Consider the following 18,134-nt stretch of genomic DNA (forward strand, 5'->3'; position numbering starts at 1 on the left):
ATGGCGTTTAAGCCATGGACTACCTTCATTTGCCCGATGTTCCCTGTCCGTGGCCCTTTTGTGCATTTCCCCCGGGGTGGCGCAGGCACAGGCAAACCCGGTTGGGCAAACGGAATTGCAGGATGATGCGCTACTGGCAGACGCCAGCGCCTTGCCCGATGCCTACGGCGTGCAGTCTGCCATTCCGGAGGTTCTGACCACCACTCGCCTTCGCCAACCTAAATCCCGGGTGCCAGGCACTACCTCTATCATATCCGGGGATATGATCCGCAAGCTGGGCATCATGAACCTGGTTGAAGTGTTTCGGCTGGTTCCCGGCATGACCGTCAACTACGTCGGCAGTAACGTACCGGTCACCAGCTACCATGGCACGGTGCACTACGAGCAGCGCCGGATGCAGGTTCAGGTCGACGGCCGAACGTCGTATCGCGCTAATCTGTCGCAAGTCGAATGGAACACCATGCCGGTGCCGCTTGAACTGATCGAACGCATCGAAATCAGTCGCGGACCCAACAGTGCTGCCTACGGCATCAACGCGTTCCTCGGCACCATCAACATTATTACCCGCGCACCGGAGGATTCTGCCGGCATCGAGCTGCGGGCCATTTCCGGCTCCCGGGGTTATCGTCGCGCTTTCGGTTCTTACGGCGGCGGTGATAATGACTATACTTGGCGACTGGCCTACGAGAAACGCATGTCAGACGGATTCGATGAGCAGTTCGATACTGGCGCCGACGACCCGGTAAAACCATTCATCAATGGCTATGACATCAATACCTTTTCCTACGATGGCTCTCTGGCTCTGAGCCCTGACTACGAACTTGAACTGCGAGCCGGCGTGGTAGAGGGTGTCGATGAAGAAGACAGTCTCAAGGAAGGTAAACTCGGCTCAGCCGACGACGCCAACATTCTGGTAGACGACTACTATCTTCAGTCCAAGCTGAACGTAACCACATCTGACCGGCATTTCTTCCACATTCAGGCAAGCTTCCAGAACTACAAGCGCCGGCAGCGCTGGACAACCTGTATTTCGGGTAATTCACTGTTCGCTGGCGACCCGGAAATCTGTGATTTGTCAGACCCAAACGACGCCCCCGTGATCGCCATTCTGAACGAGGACATTGAAGAAAACCGGCTGGAGCTTGAGCTTCAGGACACCTTGCTGTTCAGCCCGAACCTGAAGCTGGTATCCGGCCTGGGTTACCGCAAGGACTCCTATGAGTCTGAAACCTACTTCAATGGCCGGGGAAACAACTATCAGTCCAGAGCCTTTGGTAACCTGGAGTATTCACCTCTGCGCTGGTTAACCCTCAACGCCGGCGGGAACTGGGAAAAAACCAGCACGACCGATGACAGCTATTTTTCTCCCCGGATTGCATCCAATTTCATTCTTGATGATAACCACACCCTACGTTTCGTGTTTTCCAAGGCAGTTCGTACACCCGATGCCTTTGAGCAAGATCCGGACTGGTCCTATCGCCCTGCCAACGTAGCGCCACCCTTCGAATTTCTGGAAGGTCAGCGCTTCCTGGTGTCGGACCTGGTAAGCCAGGGCTCATCGACTTATGGTAATCGACTTGAAGAAGAACGAATAACATCAAGAGAAATAAGTTATTTTGGTCAATATTATCTGGACGAAGGGACCTTCACACTTGAAGCCCGTTACTTTCACGATGAATTGACAGACATGATCAGCGGCATCATCAGTACATCCCGCTGGACCATTGATAATAATATCGACATGGATCAGGAAGGGTTTGAGCTTGAAGGCATGCTTGAGTACCCCGGCACCCGGATAAGAGCCACCTACGCCTACCTGGACCAGGACACAGAATACGTTGGCAAGCCAATCAGCGATTATGATCGTGATCAGGCCATTGAACTGGTGGGCAGGTTGTCAGTTCGACATTCCGGAAGCGTAGCACTGATAAAGGATCTACCCTATAACGTTAAGGCAGCCACTGCGTTTTACTGGGCAGACGAGTTCAGGCTAAGCCAGTTTGAACGGGCGGATTTCCGCCTTGCAAAGCAGGTCTATGAGAGGAATTTCAGCTACGAGCTGGCCTTGACCATGCAGCATTACGTGACAGCAAAGCCGACACTGAGCCCGGACAACAAGATTAATGACCAGAACCAGTTTTTCGTTGAAGCTGGCATCCGGTTCTAGACCCATCGCAAGGAAGAAGCACGACCCTGGACGGTATGAGAGACACACAGAGTTTCGGCCATCATCAAGAGCCACCAACCCCGGCTACCAGGTTAAACAGCCTTGCCCTGGTGCTGGTTCTGGTGATGGTCTGCCTGGCGTTTTCTTCAATCACTCGTGCACAGGCCACGTTCATCAGCCCGGCGACCACGCTGGTATACATCGCTGATTCAGAAAACCAGCGGTTGAATCAGCGTCTCAGGGAATTGCTTTCCGACGCCTTTGGCGAATCGGTCATGATGCGTTCCTTTGTAAGCGGCCAGACTTCCCAGGACAGTGAATCCCCGGTTATTGCCATTGGCCCGACGGCTTTTACCCGAGTGCGGGAGGAAAACGCCCAGGTGCCGGTGCTTGGTCTTCTGGTCGAGGAAGCCTACATCAGGGCGGGTGCAAAGGTCGACGAAGGCAAGGTGTCGGCCATTCTGTCGACCCCCCCACTGATCCGTCAGGTAGCAATTGGCAAAACCATTCTTCCCTACTCAACGCGGGTTGCGATGCTGGCGAGGCCGGATACTGAGCATCTTTACGAGTCGGTACTGGACGAACTGAAAGAACTTGAGATGGAAGGTCGAGTGTTTCTCGTTGCATCGGACGAGCGCCTGATTCCCACCCTGATCAGGGCCCTGAATTACGGGGATTTTGTGCTGGCGGCACCGGACAGCAGCATATATAACCCTCGCACCATAAAACATATTCTGCTGACCGCCTATCGGCGCAATCGTATTGTCATCGGCCCCAGTCAGGCTTATGTCAAAGCAGGCTCCCTGGCCTCATCCTATACGCCGCTGAGCAGTATTGCCGACATGGCAGCTCGCTACATAGCGCATTTCCGGGAACACGACGCCTTTCCGGAACCGGCCTATCCCACGGATTTTGGTATTGAGATCAATCGCCAGGTGGGGCGGTCACTGAATATTCCGTTGCCGGAACGGCAAACCCTGATTGATGCCGTCATAGAGCGCCTTGAAAGCGTGGAGGCGAACGCGAATGACTAGACAACCCCTGCGCCAGGCATCGCTGACTCGAAAGTTACTATTGCTGGGGGCCGCCCCGGCCATCGTTATGTTTGTTGTATTGATGGTATTTTTCACCTCGGCTCGTCTGGACGATGCCCGTAAAGAGATAGCAGCCAGCAGCCAGATGCTGGCTGACAGCATGGCACCAGCCGTGGAGTATGCGGTGGTATCCGGCAACGAAGCGGCGCTGGAACAGACTCTTCAACAGTCACTACAACAAAGTCGGGCAGACTGGATCCGGGTGTCAGACGTGGTGGGTAATCAGGTGGGCTTTGCCGCCACTGACGGACGCCCGGTCGTCAACAATCCGGACCGCTATACGGTGTTCGAGTCCGAGATATTGCAACAGCCCCTGGAACTGGATGATAACCGCGAATCCGAGTGGTTTGAGCCCCAGTACGGTTTCGGCGCCGGCTCCATGAGAGTGGGTTCGGTAGAAGTCGGCGTGGATAACGAACGCTTTGCGGCCAGGCGGGCGGACATCATATGGACATCCCTGGCAGTCGGACTCTTCCTGCTGCTGTTCACCATGGTGATCGTCAATCATATCCTCAGCGGAATCATTGCCCCGATGCGAGGCCTGTCAAAGCGTGTTGAGCGGCTGACTGACCGCCAGTATGACCAGGTTCCTCTGAGTCAGAAGGGGTCTTCCCGGGAAATCATGGAACTTGAGCAACGATTCAATGCCCTCGCCTCGCATCTCAATGACCTGCAGGCCGCCCGGGACGATACCCTGGCGTCTTCCGAGCGCGCCAGAGAGCGGGCAGAAGCAGCCAACCGGACTAAAACCGAGTTTCTGGCCACCATGAGCCATGAACTGCGAACTCCGCTTAACGGCGTGCTGGGTATGATTGATCTGGTCGCCGAGGACCCGCTGACCCCACGCCAGCAGGACTATCTGCTGACCGCCAAGCAGTCCACTGAAGACCTGCTGATGGTTATCAGCGATATTCTCGATTATTCCCACATTGACCGGGGCACCCTGCGTCTGGAAAACCGCCAGTTTGACCTGCGCCAGGTTATCGCCAACTGTGCAGCCAGCTTCCGGCACTTCGCCGAGCGCCGGGGCCTCTCGTTGATCACTGAGTTTTCGGGCGACTGGCCCGAATCAGCCATGGTCATGGGTGACGCGGCGCGACTTCGCCAGATACTGTCTGGCCTGATTGATAACGCGATCAAGTTCACCGGTGATGGTTCGATTGAAATCAGGGCCAGTTGGCAGACGATTGAAGACAACTGCGTTTTGCTGAATTGCTCGGTGATCGATACCGGTTGTGGCATCCCGGTCGACCGCATAGAAGACGTGTTCAATTCATTCGAGCAGGTGGACGCCTCAGATGCCCGTCAGTTCGGCGGGACCGGCATGGGGTTATCTCTGGTCCAGCGATTGGTAGAACTGATGGGGGGCCACGTGAAAGTGGAGACAGACATCGGCAAAGGCTCGGTTTTCCGTTTCGAGCTGCCCTTCGAGCTGGACGTTCATCAGACTGTCGCTGCTTTCGCTGAGTCCCCGATGCCCGAGATAACCGGGCAACGTTCCAGGGCGCTGGTCGTCGAGGACAATCTGGTCAACCAGCGGGTAGCGACGGCACTGCTAAAGAGGCTGGGGTTTGAAACCGACGCCGCCAACAACGGCCAGCAAGCCATCGATTTTGTTCGAACTAACCACCAGGGCTACGACGTCATTCTGATGGACTGCCAGATGCCGGTGATGGACGGTTACGAAACCACCCGATCGATCAGGGAGTGGGAGAAAAGCAACGGCCAGGGCGGTACGCCCATCATTGCACTGACCGCCGATGCTTTGCCTGGTACCGAAACCCAATGTCGGGAAGCGGGCATGAACGACTACCTTTCAAAACCGGTGAGGAAAGAAAGCCTGCGTCAGGTTTTGAGTCGCTGGATACAGGTTTAGGGTGCCCCAACCGCACTCACCAGAACCTATCCGGACACAGGCTCCCGCATGGTAACGAATTCTTCTGCAGAGGTTGGGTGAATCCCCAGGGTACTGTCGAACTGGGCCTTTGTGGCACCAGCCTTGATAGCCACGGCGAGGCCCTGAGTGATTTCACCGGCATCCGGACCAACCATATGGGCACCCAGCACTCGATCAGTCTGATCATCGACCACCAGTTTCATCAAGGCGCGTTCATCCCGGCCGCTGAGCGTGTGTTTCATGGGCTTGAACTCTGAGCGATAGATTCGCAGCCTGTAGCCTGCTTCCTGGGCTTCTTCTTCGGTCAGCCCGACAGTGCCGATGTTCGGCTGGCAGAACACGGCGGTTGGAATGCTCGAATAATCCATTTCACCCTGGCCATCCCCGAACAGTCTTCGGGACAACACCATGCCCTGCCCAAGTGCCACCGGGGTCAGTTGCGGTGTGCCGATGACGTCCCCCAGGGCTGTAATTGAAGGTACTGCGGTACGGAAATGTTCATCCACTGAAATATGACCGGATGCCGTCATGCGGACGCCCAGTTCTTCCAGCCCAAGACCATCCACCAGTGCTCTGCGCCCGGTTGCTGCCATCACCAGACCGGTCACCAGGCGACTGCCATCAGACAGACGCACATGATAGGCCGTGTCGACATTCTCAACAGATTCAATGGTGACACCGAAGCGAAGGTCAACGCCTTTCTTTTTTATTTCCTGGGCCATGAACTGCCGGATATCGCCGTCAAACCCTCTCAGGAAAAGTTCGCCCCGGTAAAGCAGCGTGGTTTCGACACCCAGGCCGGCCAGAATACCCGCAAACTCGACGGCAATGTAACCACCGCCCCAGACAACCGCCTGCCGGGGCAATTGCGGAAGGTAGAACATTTCGTTCGATGACAGTATGCATTCCTTTCCGGGGATATCGGGAATGGCCGGCCAGCTTCCGGTAGCGATGGTGATATGTTTTGCCCGATAGCTTTGATCGCCAACCACAACGGTATTGGCGTCCGACAGACTGGCGGTGCCTTCGATAATGGTCACCCCGGCGTTTTCCAGCATTCGCCCGTAAATGCCGTTCAGCCTCTCGATTTCTGCGTTCTTATTGGCAACCAGCCGGGCCCAGTCAAAACGGACCTGGTCATGGGGCAGGCTCCATCCATAGCCCTGGGCGTCTTCAATGTCCTCACCGGCATGGGCACCATAAACAAACAGTTTCTTGGGAACACAGCCGACATTGACGCAGGTGCCTCCCAGATAACGGGATTCAACCACTGCCACCCTCGCGCCCTTGGCCGCAGACATCCTAGCCAATCTGACACCACCGGAGCCTGCGCCAATTACGATCAGATCAAAATCCTGCTGGTCAGTCACGTTGTCTCCTATGATTGCTGCGGTGCGGCAGCTTCGGTTGATCGCACTTCGCGGAACAGAATATGGTCTTCAAAATCCCCCAGGCGAACGGTGCCGATGCTGCGGAACCCTTCAGATTCATAAAACGGGAGATACTGGCTGCTGCCCGTATCCAGAACCAGCCCGCTACCTCTGGGGTTTTCAGCACACAATGCCTCCACGGTCTTGAGTAGCTGACGGCCGTAGCCTTTGTTCTGATAGGCCGGATTGACCCCCATCAGCGGCAGTTGATGGGCCTGTGGCTGGGGCAGCAATGCCTTGATCCGCTCATGGTAATCAATATAACGACGGGTGCTGGCGAAACCTGCGGTCAATATCATCCGGATGCGCCAGCTTATCTGGTCGCCCAGATTAAGCCGAAGCTCAGGCTCGCCAATAAACGCGACCGCCACCAGTGTGTCGTTAACCAGGATGCCGATGGCTTCCTGATTCAGCTCAAAGTAAAGGTCAATCAGTTCGCGGACGGTCGCCCTGACCCGTTGTTGATAGCCAGGCTTGCGGTGGTTAAAGAGGTACCGGAAGGTTGGTTCGTCACGATAGGCGTGTACCAGGATGGAAATTGCTTCATTGCGGGCGCTAACATCCAGCCGAACGATGGTTGGTTCCGCTGATTCCCGCCGGGTTTCGGTGACCGCATTCATGTGTCTGGCCGTCCTTTTCAAATCGTCAGTGTTAATCGGACAGACACCAGACCGGGCTCATTCTGCCGATCCATGGAAGCCTGTTCAATTTCAACGCCGTTGTTGACGTTCAGGGTCTCCAGCCAGCCTGCAACCTGGCCGAAAGGGACCTTGTCAAGCCAGACCCGGATCGCGTCATCGCCACTGGGCTCAAAACGCTGCAATGCCAGCCCCGACTCACCGGCTGACCGGGTAACCAGTGCCATCAGCGCCCGACCGTCTACCGGCCTGTCAACATTAGTCGATGCCTGACTGCCTGCACCACCGGCCAGCCGCTGCAGCGACGCCCGGTTCGCTTCCAGCCAGGCCATCAGTTCTTCGGCGTTTTCGCGGCTGCTGACAGCGTTGTCGTGGAATGTGACCGCGGGCCGCCATATCGCGAAATAGAGAATGCCCAGAAATACGGCGATGAACAGAACCATCAACGCCTGCTGGTCGCGGCGTGGCAGCTGATCGTATTGAGCGGTCAACTTGCCAATCATGGGGTGCTCTCTCAGACGGCTGATCATCCTTATCCTCCTGATACCGTCAGCCGGCCGCGAGCGCCGTCCGATTCGTTAACCACAGAACCGATCTGCGCCTCCAGCCCTTGACTGGAGAGCCCGTTCCGCAGGGCGCTGAGCTTGCCGTAGCTGTCTGCACGTACATCGACCACAAGCTCCCCCCGGTTCTGGCTGTAATTGATCGAGTTGAATACGATCGAATCCGCACCCGACAGCTTGGTGTATTCGCTGCCGGTGTACTTCATCAGGGTAATAAATCCGGCGTCTGTTCCGCCGGCCTGGAGCTGGTTAAGCTGGCCCTGAACGACCCGACGAACGTTGCCAGCTGTGGTGCGGGTGTCATTGGGAAAGGCGCTGCGATAGATTTGCATGGCCTGCGCCTGTACCTGCTCTGCCTGTTGATTATGGTAAACCCCAAAACCGATCTCTACCGCCACCTGAACCACAAACCATACACTGGCAACGGCCACCAGCGGCTTCCAGGCACCGAACAGGCCTGACTTTTCATTCCTGATCGCGTACTGACCCTGACACAGGTTGATTGGCTGGCACAGATGGTGGTGGTGGGCATGGGCCAGTAGCTCGAGCGGAAGCAGTTCCAGGGCCTGCTGCTTCACCGCCAGGCGCGACGAGTCTTTCAGCGCCGATATATCAGACTGTAAATGCTCGAATTCCGCTTCTGTTCCGAACAGGGTAACGGCAACCTCGGCCACCACTTCCTCAGAAGGCGGGACCGCAAGGGTCTGCCCGAACATGGCGAGGTTACGAGACTGAACAGACAGCCATTCGCCCTGTTCACTGGCCAGCATGACCGTCTCGCCGTCGAGACAGATAGACCAGCCCCCCTCGGTGACCGGCAGCAGGGAGGCGTCCGGGTAGATGGCCTCCAGCCGGGCATGTTCCCAGTCGCTGAACAGTTCAACCCAGTGCGCCATCTGCCGGTGATCAATGGCAGCAACCCGATAACCACGGTCTGAATGGGCGCCAATCGCTAGGTGCACGGATTCAATGTCCTGGGCAATCTGTTCTTCGACCGCAAACGGCAACGCCTGCTGAATAAAGCGGCTTTGTCTGGCGGGAATGTCCGCAACGCAGAAAAGCGCATCCTCGCCGGGAATCAGGCCGACCAGGCGAACGCCTTCAAGGTCATTCTGGGCCAGAGTGTGTTCCACGGTTTCCCGGGTGTCTGCGCCGCCATGGGCCTGAATATCACCGCTGGCATCGAGCAGCGCCCAACTGAACAGCTGGGCTGCAGACTCTGATTCCCCGGCGGCAAAGGGCGGTGTCGGCCTGACATAAAGGCGGTATGACATACTGAAACTGTGTCCTTGATGCTATTCCGGAACGCTGACCGGTTCCTTGGTTATTCTGTTCTTCTGACCGGTATCCCGGTGGACCGTCTGGATCTCACCTTCCGGATTTCGATAGACCGTGCTGATCAGGTTCGCAACCCGGTTATCGTAGGTAATTCTTGAGACAACCTCAAAAAACTGGGTATTCACCCGCAACCCGGATGGCTTCAGACCCAGACCTGCAAATTCGGGGAGCTGCAAAAACTCCTGAACCGTTTCAAACGGCTCTTCCGAACGTTTTGCGATAACGGCGGCGCCCTGCTCCACCGTCAATTCATTATGCAATGACGCAATCACTTCTGCTGTTGCGGTATTCACATTAATACCCGCACCGGAGACCGGCAAGGTCGTAAGGTGGGGCAACAGAGCGCGATAGGCTTCTTCAGTCATACCCTCGATCAGTCTGAGTTCGGAAACACTGGTGAACAGCTGGTTGGCCGCGCGATAGGGAGGCTCCGCCACCAGATACTGGCCGTCTTCCGCGCCGTAGGCGCTGACAGTCTGATCGTTTGAATCTATCCAGTCTATCAGTGCGTCAACCCGGAAGCTGGTAATCTGCAAAACTTCCAGCAGTGCCGTCACGCGCTCCCGGGTTATCGGATCCACCGCTTCACCGCCCCGAACCAGGTCATTCAGGTTTATGCGCCCACCCAGGCCATCAATCTGGACTTCGGCCACCGCGATAACACGGGCTTCGCCGCCGTCTGCGCTCTCTACCGGCAGAATGGCCGAGTTTGACGCCCAAATTTCATCCAGGCTATCTACCAATGCGCCGTTTTCTTTGTCCTCTTCGAAATCACGGACAAGAATGCGTTTTGCAAACGCCTCGGCACCCAGGGCAATACTGTACCCCTGCTGCTGGGCCAGATAATGACCCGCGCTGAAAATCCGTAACTCCTGTTTTGGTGCCATGCCCGCAGCCACAAGTGTCACCAGGGCCATAGCCAGCAGCACCATCAGCAGTGCGACACCGGACTCGCGTTTGCGAATTGCAAGAGATTCCGTGCGGTCAGCCACCCTGCCCTCCGGCCGGTTCTGGCTCGGCGTCTTCCTGGGGTTCATTCTCGCTTTCCGCAGCGACCGAACTGGCATTGATCTGGCTCTGGGCGGCTTCAATATCAAACCGGGGCAGTGGGAAGGTGCGGGTCAGTGTACCGAACCGCTCGTGTTCGATCACCACTTCAAGCCCCAGCGGCAAGGCTACTGATGGGATGGCGCCCTGGGTCTGATTTGCCATGCTTTCATCATCGGGCCAGTCGTCGCGCCAGTTGCGCTGCTCATCCAGAAAGCGGACACGAAAATCCGTCACGTCTTCCAGCATCAACACTTCACGGCTTTCATCTTCCTGGCCCTGATCCACTGAAACCCAGTAGCGTCGGCGGACAGCATCTCCGGTATACTCCCAGCCAACCCGCTGTAGACTACTGCGGCGGATACCCAGGGGGTTGCGCCAGCCCTGTCTCGTCAGCAAGAGTGCAAAATCGTTCTCCCGGCTGGTGATCGCCAGGTCATAATCCCCATAAATATCACGGGCGGGCCGATTGACCACCTGGGTAATGTCGCGCTCCAGAAACAGCATGGTTCGCTGAATCGCCTCAAACTGGACCGCCAGTTCGTCCACCCTGTCACGGGACTGGACAATACCCGACAGCACCTGCCAGACACCCAGGCCTATGACGGCCGTAATGCCGATGGCAATGAGCACTTCCAGCAACGTAAAACCCCTTGCCACGCGCATCAGTCTGCCCCTATGAACGCAGCCAGTGAATGCAGCTGGGCTGGCTCGGAGCCATCTCCGCGGTATTTACTCACTGATACTTCAACGCGGCGTATCGAAGGGTCCTGGCTATTGATGACGCGGGTTTCCACGCGCCAGCGAAACGGGCCAAAGTCCAGATCTTCACTGTTGACCGCAACCGGTGGCAGTTGTTCGCCCAAACGCAGTTCGTTGATCCGGTTATCCGCGACCCAGCCGGCCAGGGTTTTATCACGAACCCGCTCATAGGTGCTGATGTACTGGCTGCTCATCTGGGCGGCGACCGTCGCAATGATGCTGAACACCAGCAACGCGACCAGTACCTCGATCAGCGTAAAGCCTCCGAACCGTCTCACTCTGCTTCCACCTCGGGGTCGCCAGGATGCTGCCACTCAATGGGCGAGACACCATCCGAGAAAACGCTGTGAACGTAGTCCTCGGCGGCCAGACCATCACGGGAGATGGTAAATTCCAGTTCGAATGGAGTGGTTTCGCCGCTTGAAAAAAGCACCACATCCGGCCGGGGCGTGTCTTCGTCATCGCCACTGGCCAGCCGGGGGGCATCGTTCTCGATATACTCGGTGACGAGCATCCATTCCGGGATTTCCCGACTGCGGTAGAGCCTTTCAGCCGATGGCTTCCAAGTGCCCGCCCGCTGATCAAAGGCCAGGAACCGGTATTGGTCTTCCTCGACGATCAGGCCGAACTCGGTGTTGTTCAGCACGGCCTGTTCAGACACTGTCTGCATCAGCAGAAACATTTTCTCGACTTCGTTATCCAGATCCCGCCGCACCGAATTGCCGCCCATGGTGAATGTCGCCAGTGCCACCAGCATACCCACCACAACCAACACCACCAGGATTTCGATCAGAGTAAAACCGGAGACCCGCTGGCGCGACATCAGAATCACTTAATCACGCACCTGCCAGACGCTGATATCGGCGGCATCACCGTCGCCGCCTTCCTGGCCATCGGATCCGAAGGAGTAAAGGTCATAGGGGCCTTCAGTGCCCGGGCTGACATATTGGTAGTCAGAACCCCAGGGGTCCGCCGGTACCGATTTCATGTAGCCGTCAGGGTTCCAGTTTCTGGGCTCCGGGCTACCGCTGGGCTTGGACACCAGTGCCTCCAGTCCCTGCTGGGTGGACGGATAATGGCTGTTATCCAGGCGATAGAGGTCAAGGGCATTGGAAATGCTGCGCATCTGTGCCTCAGCCGCCGTTACCCGGGCCTCGTCTCCGCGGCCAATAATGTTGGGTGCCACGATGGCAATCAGCAGGCCGAGGATAACCAGCACAACCATGATTTCGATCAGGGTGAAACCGCGCTGAGATGGGTTCTTTTTCATGAATCCGCCTTTCATTGGTTACTGTTCCTTTCTTACGAAACGCTTGAAGAATTCGGGTCGCCCCCCCGCCGTGACAGTCAGGCGATCAGGTTACTCATGTTCAGTATGGGCAACATGATACCTAGTACGATGATCAACACCACGGCGCCCATGAAAAGAAGCATCAGCGGCTCGAACAGGCCGACCATGGTGGCAATTTTCGCCTGCAGGTCTTTTTCCTGCATGCTGGCGGTTCTTTCCAGCATGCTGTCAAGTTCGCCACTGGCCTCGCCGCTGGCAATCATGTGCAGCATCATGGGTGGAAAGTAGCCGGTCTGATCCAGCGCCCGATGCAGCGAACCACCCTCACTGACTTTTCGGGCGGCGTCCTTGAGCACCAGCCGCAGGTGGTCATTGGCCAGCACCTCGCCGGCGATTCTCATGGCATCGACCAGAGGGACGCCGCTGGTCGTCAGAATACTCAATGTGCTGGCGTATTGCGCGGTACTGACGCCCCTGATCATGTTGGCAAACAAAGGGACGTTCAGCAGGCTCTGATGGAAACGTAACCTGAAAGCGGGCCTTTTCAGAGCCAGCCGGAACCCGATTATGCCCGCAGTCAGCAGTACCACCACATAAAGCCCGTAGTCCACGATAAACCCGGATACCGAAAGAAGCGCGTTGGTAAGCGCCGGAAGATCCTGGCCCTGGTTTACAAAAACTTCAATGATGTCCGGCACCACATAGGTGAGCAGGAAGATCACGATGCCGATTGCGACCACGCTCAGGATGATAGGGTAGATGGCGGCCAACTGGATCTTCTGGCGGGACTCCTGCCGTGTCTGGGTGTAATCGGCCAACCGGTTCAACACCAGATCCAGATGCCCGGCGTGCTCTCCTGCTGCCACCGTTGAGCGATAAAGCCTTGGAAATGCCCGGGGGAATTCGCCCAAGCTGTCAGCAAGACTGTAGCCTTCCATGACCTTGGCCCGGATGGCGATCAGCATGCTGCGGATACGGGGCTTGTCTGACTGGCGTGAGGTGGCCGACAGCGCCTGCTCGATGGGAATGCCAGACTGGATCAGGGTCGCGAGCTGTCGGGTAATAAGCGCAAGATCGGGAACGCTGATTCCACCCCGGCTGACCAGGGCACTACCCTGCTTCTGTTTTTCCGTGGCGTGCTCGACTTCCAGGGGTGTCATGCCCCGCTCTCGCAGCAGTTGCCTGACTGCTCGCGGCGCGTCTGCCTCCATCACACCCTTTTTCTGCTTGCCTCGGCTATCAAGCGCCTTGTATTCAAATGCGGGCATGAGGTTATCGGCTCCGGTGGGTTACGCGGAGTACTTCTTCAACCGTCGTTAACCCTTGAATAATCTTGTTCACACCGTCTGCGTGAATGCTGGGGCCGTGGCGCCTGGCCTCGTGTTCCAGGTCCAGCTCGCCGGCGCGCTTGTGAATTAGCGCACTGATTTCCTCGTTGACTTCAACCACCTCGTAAATGCCAATACGCCCCTTGTAACCCAGCTGGTTACAGGCCTCGCAGCCCTTGGCGCGATACAGGGTTGGTGGGTCGACGGGATCTTTCTGGATAAACTCGCAATGCTCTTCACTCGGGGTGTAAGGCTCACGGCATTCCTGACACAGCACCCGCACCAGCCGCTGGGCCACTAGCCCGACCAGGCTCGATGAGATCAGAAACGGCTCAATTCCCATATCCATCAGACGGGTGATCGCGCCCACGGCCGTGTTGGTGTGCAGGGTTGAAAAAACCAGGTGGCCGGTCAGGCTTGCCTGCACAGCAATTTCAGCGGTTTCTATGTCCCGGATTTCACCGATCATGACCACGTCCGGGTCCTGACGCAGAATCGCCCTCAGGCCCCGGGCAAAGGTCATATCCACCTTGGTGTTGACCTGGGTCTGGCCGATGCCGGGCAGGTTGTACTCAATGGGGTCTTCCACGGTCAGGATGTTGCGGCTGCGATCATTGATTTCCTGGAGCGCCGCATACAGCGATGTCGATTTACCCGAGCCGGTCGGGCCGGTCACCAACAGAATGCCGTAGGGCCGCTGGATAAGACGGCGCAGAACTTTCAGGTCACCCGGCGCCATCCCCAGGGACTCGAGCCGGATGGCTCCCGCCTGTTTATCCAGCAGCCGCAGAACTACCCGTTCGCCGCTGGACGAAGGCATGGTGGATACCCGCAGGTCGATTTCCCGGCCACCGACTCGCAAGGCGATACGGCCGTCCTGGGGCACCCGCTTCTCGGCAATATCCAGTTTCGCCATGACCTTGATCCGCGAAACCAGCAAAGGCGCCAGCGCCCTTTTGGGCTGAACCACTTCCCGCAAAACCCCATCTACCCGGAAGCGAACCACCAGGCGGGTCTCGTAGGTTTCAATGTGAACGTCTGAAGCGCCGGTTTTTACCGCTTCGGTCAGAATGGCGTTAATAAGGCGAATAATGGGAGCATCGTCTTCCTGCTCCAGAAGGTCTTCGGTTTCGGGGACTGAATCTGCGAGAGAGGCCAGATCCATGTCGTCGCCGATACCTTCGACCATCTGCATGGCTTCGGCGGAATCGTTCTGATAGGCGGCGTTCAGGGCTGCATCAAACTGACCCGGGTCGATGGTTGCGAAGCGCGCATGGCCGCCACTCATGCGATTGGCCTCAGCCAGAGCCGAATGCCCTGCCCCCGGCTTAACAAGAATGATGGGCTCGCCGTCGTCGTCCCGGGTTAGAATGACACCATTGCGTTTGGCAAACATAAACGGAAGACGGCCAACGGGCGCGTCCTGCGGTTGTACTTCGGTGTCGGTATCCACAATCGCCGGAATCCTTGTTATTCAATTAATTCTGAAGGCTATCACAGGAATAGAAACCGCTGAATAACCCGGTACACTATACTGCCATTTAAACCTTACAGTCTGATAACCTGTGGGCTTTTTACGTACGCCACCGCACTCTCAGGACTCACGATGCTTTCCATGAGCCCCAGATTACCCCTAATTCTGTCCCTGGTCGCGGCTCTGGGCATGGTATCCGCCACGGCGTGGCAGGCCTATGGCTTCTGGCAGCATGAAACATCGGCCTCAGGGATCGATTCCAAAGCCGCCGTCACGGCGGATCAGCAGCCTCAGCAACAGGAACCGGATATCTCACTGGAAACTCTGGCCATGTTTGGCGACGCCGACCAGCCCCAGGCTGCACCCGAGGAAGACATGGAAAACCTGCCTGAAACCAACCTCAGGCTGGTGCTCAGAGGCGTGATGTCTGCCTCCGGAGACTTCCCGGGCAGCGCTCTGGTGGAAGACAGCAAAAGTCAGACCGAAGCCTACATCGTAGGTGACGAACTGTCCGGCGATGCGATTCTCAGGGCCGTGAGGCCAGACCGCATTATTATTGAGCGTGCCGGCGTCCTGGAAAGCCTGTATTTTCCCGAGGATGAAGACCGATCCGGATTTGCATTTGCAGCGAATGATTCAAGTGATGATAACGGTTCACAACCCGATTATGCTGAGCAACAGGCCCGGTCGGCCAGCTTTCCAGGGCCAGAGGTAAACCGCAGCAGCGACAGCCGGCGCGAGGAGATCCGGCAACGGCTGGAACAGCTTCGAAACCGGCTCAGAAATAATAACTGAAAAGGCAACCCAGATGTCGGCCGCAGAATATCTGCTTCCCTATGATTTCTCCCCACTGACGATCCTGACCTATATTACTGTTCTGGGCCTATACAGTTATGGCCTTTTCAGCATGCCTAACAGTGATCGCCCAGGTGCCGGCCGCATCTTTACTTTTACCCTGGGGGTACTGCTCTGCTATGGGGTAATGCAGACGCTGTTCGACTATTACTCTCAATACATGTTCTTCGTTCACCGTGGCCAGCACCTGATTCTGCACCACCTGGGCCCGATCCTGATTGCGCTTTCCAACCCCCTGCCGGTGATGCAGTACCTTTACCGGCAGATTCCGAAATCTGCCTTACCATTCCTGGCGCCGGTTGGCTGGGTGTATCGCTGTCTGCAACATCCGGTGCTTGCCTCGCTTCTGTTTTTTGGGCTGATCTATCTCTGGCTGTGGCCCCCCATACATTTCGACGCCATGCTCAGCCGCGACCTTTACTGGGTCATGAACTGGAGCATGCTGATCGACGGGCTGCTTTTCTGGTGGCTGATATTTGATCCGAGGTCACCGGCCACAACCAATGCGCTGGGCTACGGCAAACGCATGCTGTGCCTGGCGGTGGTGGCGATTCCCCAGATGGTCCTGGGCGCCTATATCGTGTTTGCACGGGGGATGGTTTATGACGTCTATGAAGTCTGTGGTCGCGCCTGGCCCATGCCCCCTGAAACAGACCAGTTACTGGGTGGCCTGCTGACCTGGATTCCGCCTGCGATGATGAGCATTCTGGGTATTCTGATCATTCTCAGACGGGCCATGCGGGACGACACCACCAGCAACGTTTCCAACAAAGCGGCGAAAGAGGCCACCCAATAATGTTCAGCGCAAAACACATTACCGTACGCTTTCTGGTCTTGGCGGCTTCTCTCGCGGCACTGCTCTCGCTGAGTGGCTGCTCCAGCGATCAGGAAAACTGGAATGCCAAAGATATCAGTGGACTGATGCCGGAACTGGCCTATCAGTTGACCGACACATCCGGCGACATGGTCACCGCCGAAGACAGTGCCGGGAATATACGACTGATGTTTTTCGGTTTCACTTCCTGCCCGGATATCTGTCCTACCACCCTGCAGAAGCTTGCCCAGGCCGTCCAAAAACTACCAGAGGACGCCCAGGAAGATATGCAGATCATCTTTGTGAGCGTTGATCCCAATCGTGACACCCCAGAACGCATAAAGAGCTACGTCGACTTTTTTAGTGATGGCATCATTGGCCTGACCGGAGAAGAAGAAAATCTGAGGGAACTCAGCAAGCGCTACCGCACAACCTTTGGCTATGAAGAGCCCGATGACAAAGGCAACTATGCGGTTTCGCATAGCGGAGCGGTCTATGTGTTTGACCGCAACGGCAAAGCCCGTCTGCTGGTTCGTCCCGAGCAGAGCATGGACGCACTGATAGCGGACCTGACAGCACTCGCCAACGAAGGCGCCTAGCACCTAAAGATCATTCTGAAACCAGCTAAAACGAACCAGTCTTTGACCCCCTGGAAATACACATGTCGCTTGAATAACCTGTCGCCTCAGCTAATATGAAACCATTCATATGAAACTGAGGCATTCCGATTGCTGATTCACGCCTACCTGGACGCCGCTGCATCCAGTAAAGACCTTTCCGACCTGAAAGCCGGCTTCGAAACCTTTGCCCGGCGAAAAGGTCATAGAATCAATACGTACTACAACGACCGGGAAGCGCCTGCGTCCAGAACCAACTTGTTCCGATTGCTCAAAGATAAAGGCCTGGCCATTGCGACTGAAGCCCAGGCACGTGCAGAAGTTGACCAGAACCAATACCAACCCAGAGAAGCGCTTTTCAGACTGCTTGGACAGGCCCGTCCCAACGATGTGTTACTGGTAGCGAGCGCCCGGACCCTTGGGCGACTACCGGAACAGGACTGGTCCCTGTTCCGCCAGAAAATCAGGCAGCGAAAAATCCGTGTTGTAGCGCTGGATGTGGAAGCGTCCTGGGCAATGGTGACCAGTGAAAGTGCCATGGCACCCGTGGCCGAGCAACTCACCGCGATGCTGCTGGATACGCTGGAGGTCGCGCCACCCCAGGCGCAGTCTCAGAGACGGGAGGCGCATCTCAAGGGCGTGGCCCGGGCCCGGGAAAAAGGAAAATACAAAGGTCGCCCGGTGAATCGCAGGAAACATGCCCAGATTCTTGCTTTACTGGAGAAAGGCTACAGTTGGTCAGAAGTATCTGCCGAAACTGGCGCCTCACGCTCAACCATTGCCCGGGCCGTCAAATCGGGCGGGTAAGGAGGTAAGGAC

The 18,134-nt window shown here is 56.7% G+C and carries 18 protein-coding genes; 7 read left to right on the forward strand and 11 right to left on the reverse strand.

Features of this window, described 5'->3' with window-relative positions:
* The first annotated feature begins 49 nt into the window (after positions 1–49).
* From E5Q11_RS04095 to E5Q11_RS04105, 3 genes are read left to right on the forward strand one after another with little or no spacing between them, the layout of a single operon-like run.
* A complete protein-coding gene (locus tag E5Q11_RS04095) occupies positions 50–2,167 on the forward strand; it encodes a TonB-dependent receptor plug domain-containing protein (protein WP_225314946.1) in 2,118 nt (705 codons plus the stop codon).
* 35 nt (positions 2,168–2,202) lie between these two features.
* Positions 2,203–3,201, forward strand: a complete 999-nt coding sequence (locus E5Q11_RS04100; protein WP_135802102.1) for an ABC transporter substrate-binding protein — start codon at positions 2,203–2,205, stop codon at positions 3,199–3,201.
* Complete coding sequence (locus E5Q11_RS04105; protein WP_135802103.1) at positions 3,194–5,137, forward strand: ATP-binding protein; 1,944 nt, start codon at positions 3,194–3,196, stop codon at positions 5,135–5,137. Before E5Q11_RS04100 ends, E5Q11_RS04105 begins: the two co-directional genes overlap by 8 nt.
* A gap of 26 nt (positions 5,138–5,163) precedes the next feature.
* On the opposite strand, the gene gorA is transcribed toward E5Q11_RS04105, so the two are convergent.
* From gorA to gspE, 11 genes are all read right to left on the reverse strand, one after another.
* Positions 5,164–6,528 (reverse strand): glutathione-disulfide reductase, encoded by a 1,365-nt coding sequence (gene gorA / locus E5Q11_RS04110; RefSeq protein WP_135802104.1) that lies wholly within the window; start codon positions 6,526–6,528, stop codon positions 5,164–5,166.
* Between the two features lie 8 nt (positions 6,529–6,536).
* Entirely contained in the window at positions 6,537–7,208 is a 672-nt protein-coding gene (locus E5Q11_RS04115) for a GNAT family N-acetyltransferase (RefSeq protein WP_135802105.1), read from the reverse strand.
* A gap of 17 nt (positions 7,209–7,225) precedes the next feature.
* Positions 7,226–7,756: a type II secretion system protein GspM gene (gspM, locus tag E5Q11_RS04120; RefSeq protein ID WP_135802106.1), complete on the reverse strand. Its 531-nt coding sequence runs from the start codon at positions 7,754–7,756 to the stop codon at positions 7,226–7,228.
* Positions 7,757–7,758: 2 nt separating this feature from the next.
* Positions 7,759–9,063, reverse strand: a complete 1,305-nt coding sequence (gene gspL, locus E5Q11_RS04125) for a type II secretion system protein GspL (RefSeq protein ID WP_135802107.1) — start codon at positions 9,061–9,063, stop codon at positions 7,759–7,761.
* Positions 9,064–9,084: 21 nt separating this feature from the next.
* Positions 9,085–10,164 carry a type II secretion system minor pseudopilin GspK gene (gene gspK, locus E5Q11_RS04130; RefSeq protein ID WP_168215606.1) on the reverse strand — a complete coding sequence of 360 codons (1,080 nt, stop codon included), beginning with the start codon at positions 10,162–10,164 and terminating at the stop codon, positions 9,085–9,087.
* The gene (gspJ, locus tag E5Q11_RS04135) at positions 10,112–10,840 is read right to left on the reverse strand and encodes a type II secretion system minor pseudopilin GspJ (RefSeq protein ID WP_135802108.1); all 729 of its coding nucleotides are present in this window, start codon (positions 10,838–10,840) and stop codon (positions 10,112–10,114) included. Before gspJ ends, gspK begins: the two co-directional genes overlap by 53 nt.
* A complete protein-coding gene (gspI, locus tag E5Q11_RS04140) occupies positions 10,840–11,214 on the reverse strand; it encodes a type II secretion system minor pseudopilin GspI (protein ID WP_135802109.1) in 375 nt (124 codons plus the stop codon). Before gspI ends, gspJ begins: the two co-directional genes overlap by 1 nt.
* Entirely contained in the window at positions 11,211–11,759 is a 549-nt protein-coding gene (gene gspH / locus E5Q11_RS04145; RefSeq protein ID WP_135802431.1) for a type II secretion system minor pseudopilin GspH, read from the reverse strand. Before gspH ends, gspI begins: the two co-directional genes overlap by 4 nt.
* A 9-nt stretch (positions 11,760–11,768) precedes the next feature.
* Positions 11,769–12,206, reverse strand: coding sequence for a type II secretion system major pseudopilin GspG (gene gspG, locus E5Q11_RS04150; RefSeq protein WP_135802110.1), 438 nt, complete (start codon positions 12,204–12,206; stop codon positions 11,769–11,771).
* Between the two features lie 77 nt (positions 12,207–12,283).
* Entirely contained in the window at positions 12,284–13,495 is a 1,212-nt protein-coding gene (gspF, locus tag E5Q11_RS04155; RefSeq protein WP_135802111.1) for a type II secretion system inner membrane protein GspF, read from the reverse strand.
* A gap of 4 nt (positions 13,496–13,499) precedes the next feature.
* A complete protein-coding gene (gene gspE, locus E5Q11_RS04160) occupies positions 13,500–14,951 on the reverse strand; it encodes a type II secretion system ATPase GspE (RefSeq protein ID WP_404802770.1) in 1,452 nt (483 codons plus the stop codon).
* Positions 14,952–15,161: 210 nt separating this feature from the next.
* Between gspE and E5Q11_RS04165 the strand changes: the two genes are divergently transcribed.
* From E5Q11_RS04165 to E5Q11_RS04180, 4 genes are all read left to right on the forward strand, one after another.
* Positions 15,162–15,824: a type II secretion system protein N gene (locus E5Q11_RS04165; RefSeq protein WP_135802113.1), complete on the forward strand. Its 663-nt coding sequence runs from the start codon at positions 15,162–15,164 to the stop codon at positions 15,822–15,824.
* Positions 15,825–15,837: 13 nt separating this feature from the next.
* Entirely contained in the window at positions 15,838–16,680 is an 843-nt protein-coding gene (locus E5Q11_RS04170; RefSeq protein ID WP_135802114.1) for a cytochrome c oxidase assembly protein, read from the forward strand.
* Positions 16,680–17,297, forward strand: coding sequence for an SCO family protein (locus E5Q11_RS04175; RefSeq protein ID WP_135802115.1), 618 nt, complete (start codon positions 16,680–16,682; stop codon positions 17,295–17,297). Before E5Q11_RS04170 ends, E5Q11_RS04175 begins: the two co-directional genes overlap by 1 nt.
* 129 nt (positions 17,298–17,426) lie before the next feature.
* Positions 17,427–18,122 (forward strand): recombinase family protein, encoded by a 696-nt coding sequence (locus tag E5Q11_RS04180; RefSeq protein ID WP_135802116.1) that lies wholly within the window; start codon positions 17,427–17,429, stop codon positions 18,120–18,122.
* Positions 18,123–18,134 lie beyond the last annotated feature (12 nt).

Origin of the sequence: Marinobacter confluentis, assembly GCF_004785685.1 — a bacterium.
In the GTDB taxonomy this organism is placed as follows: domain Bacteria; phylum Pseudomonadota; class Gammaproteobacteria; order Pseudomonadales; family Oleiphilaceae; genus Marinobacter; species Marinobacter confluentis.

Coding starts and splice junctions, on each gene's coding strand:
- E5Q11_RS04100 (WP_135802102.1), top strand. CDS start 2,203: ATGAGAGACACACAGAGTTTCGGCCATCATCAAGAGCCACCAACCCCG.
- E5Q11_RS04105 (WP_135802103.1), top strand. CDS start 3,194: ATGACTAGACAACCCCTGCGCCAGGCATCGCTGACTCGAAAGTTACTA.
- E5Q11_RS04115 (WP_135802105.1), bottom strand. CDS start 7,208: ATGAATGCGGTCACCGAAACCCGGCGGGAATCAGCGGAACCAACCATC.
- gspM (WP_135802106.1), bottom strand. CDS start 7,756: ATGATCAGCCGTCTGAGAGAGCACCCCATGATTGGCAAGTTGACCGCT.
- gspL (WP_135802107.1), bottom strand. CDS start 9,063: ATGTCATACCGCCTTTATGTCAGGCCGACACCGCCCTTTGCCGCCGGG.
- gspK (WP_168215606.1), bottom strand. CDS start 10,164: ATGAACCCCAGGAAGACGCCGAGCCAGAACCGGCCGGAGGGCAGGGTG.
- gspJ (WP_135802108.1), bottom strand. CDS start 10,840: ATGCGCGTGGCAAGGGGTTTTACGTTGCTGGAAGTGCTCATTGCCATC.
- gspH (WP_135802431.1), bottom strand. CDS start 11,759: ATGTCGCGCCAGCGGGTCTCCGGTTTTACTCTGATCGAAATCCTGGTG.
- gspG (WP_135802110.1), bottom strand. CDS start 12,206: ATGAAAAAGAACCCATCTCAGCGCGGTTTCACCCTGATCGAAATCATG.
- gspF (WP_135802111.1), bottom strand. CDS start 13,495: ATGCCCGCATTTGAATACAAGGCGCTTGATAGCCGAGGCAAGCAGAAA.
- gspE (WP_404802770.1), bottom strand. CDS start 14,951: ATGTTTGCCAAACGCAATGGTGTCATTCTAACCCGGGACGACGACGGC.
- E5Q11_RS04165 (WP_135802113.1), top strand. CDS start 15,162: ATGCTTTCCATGAGCCCCAGATTACCCCTAATTCTGTCCCTGGTCGCG.
- E5Q11_RS04170 (WP_135802114.1), top strand. CDS start 15,838: ATGTCGGCCGCAGAATATCTGCTTCCCTATGATTTCTCCCCACTGACG.
- E5Q11_RS04175 (WP_135802115.1), top strand. CDS start 16,680: ATGTTCAGCGCAAAACACATTACCGTACGCTTTCTGGTCTTGGCGGCT.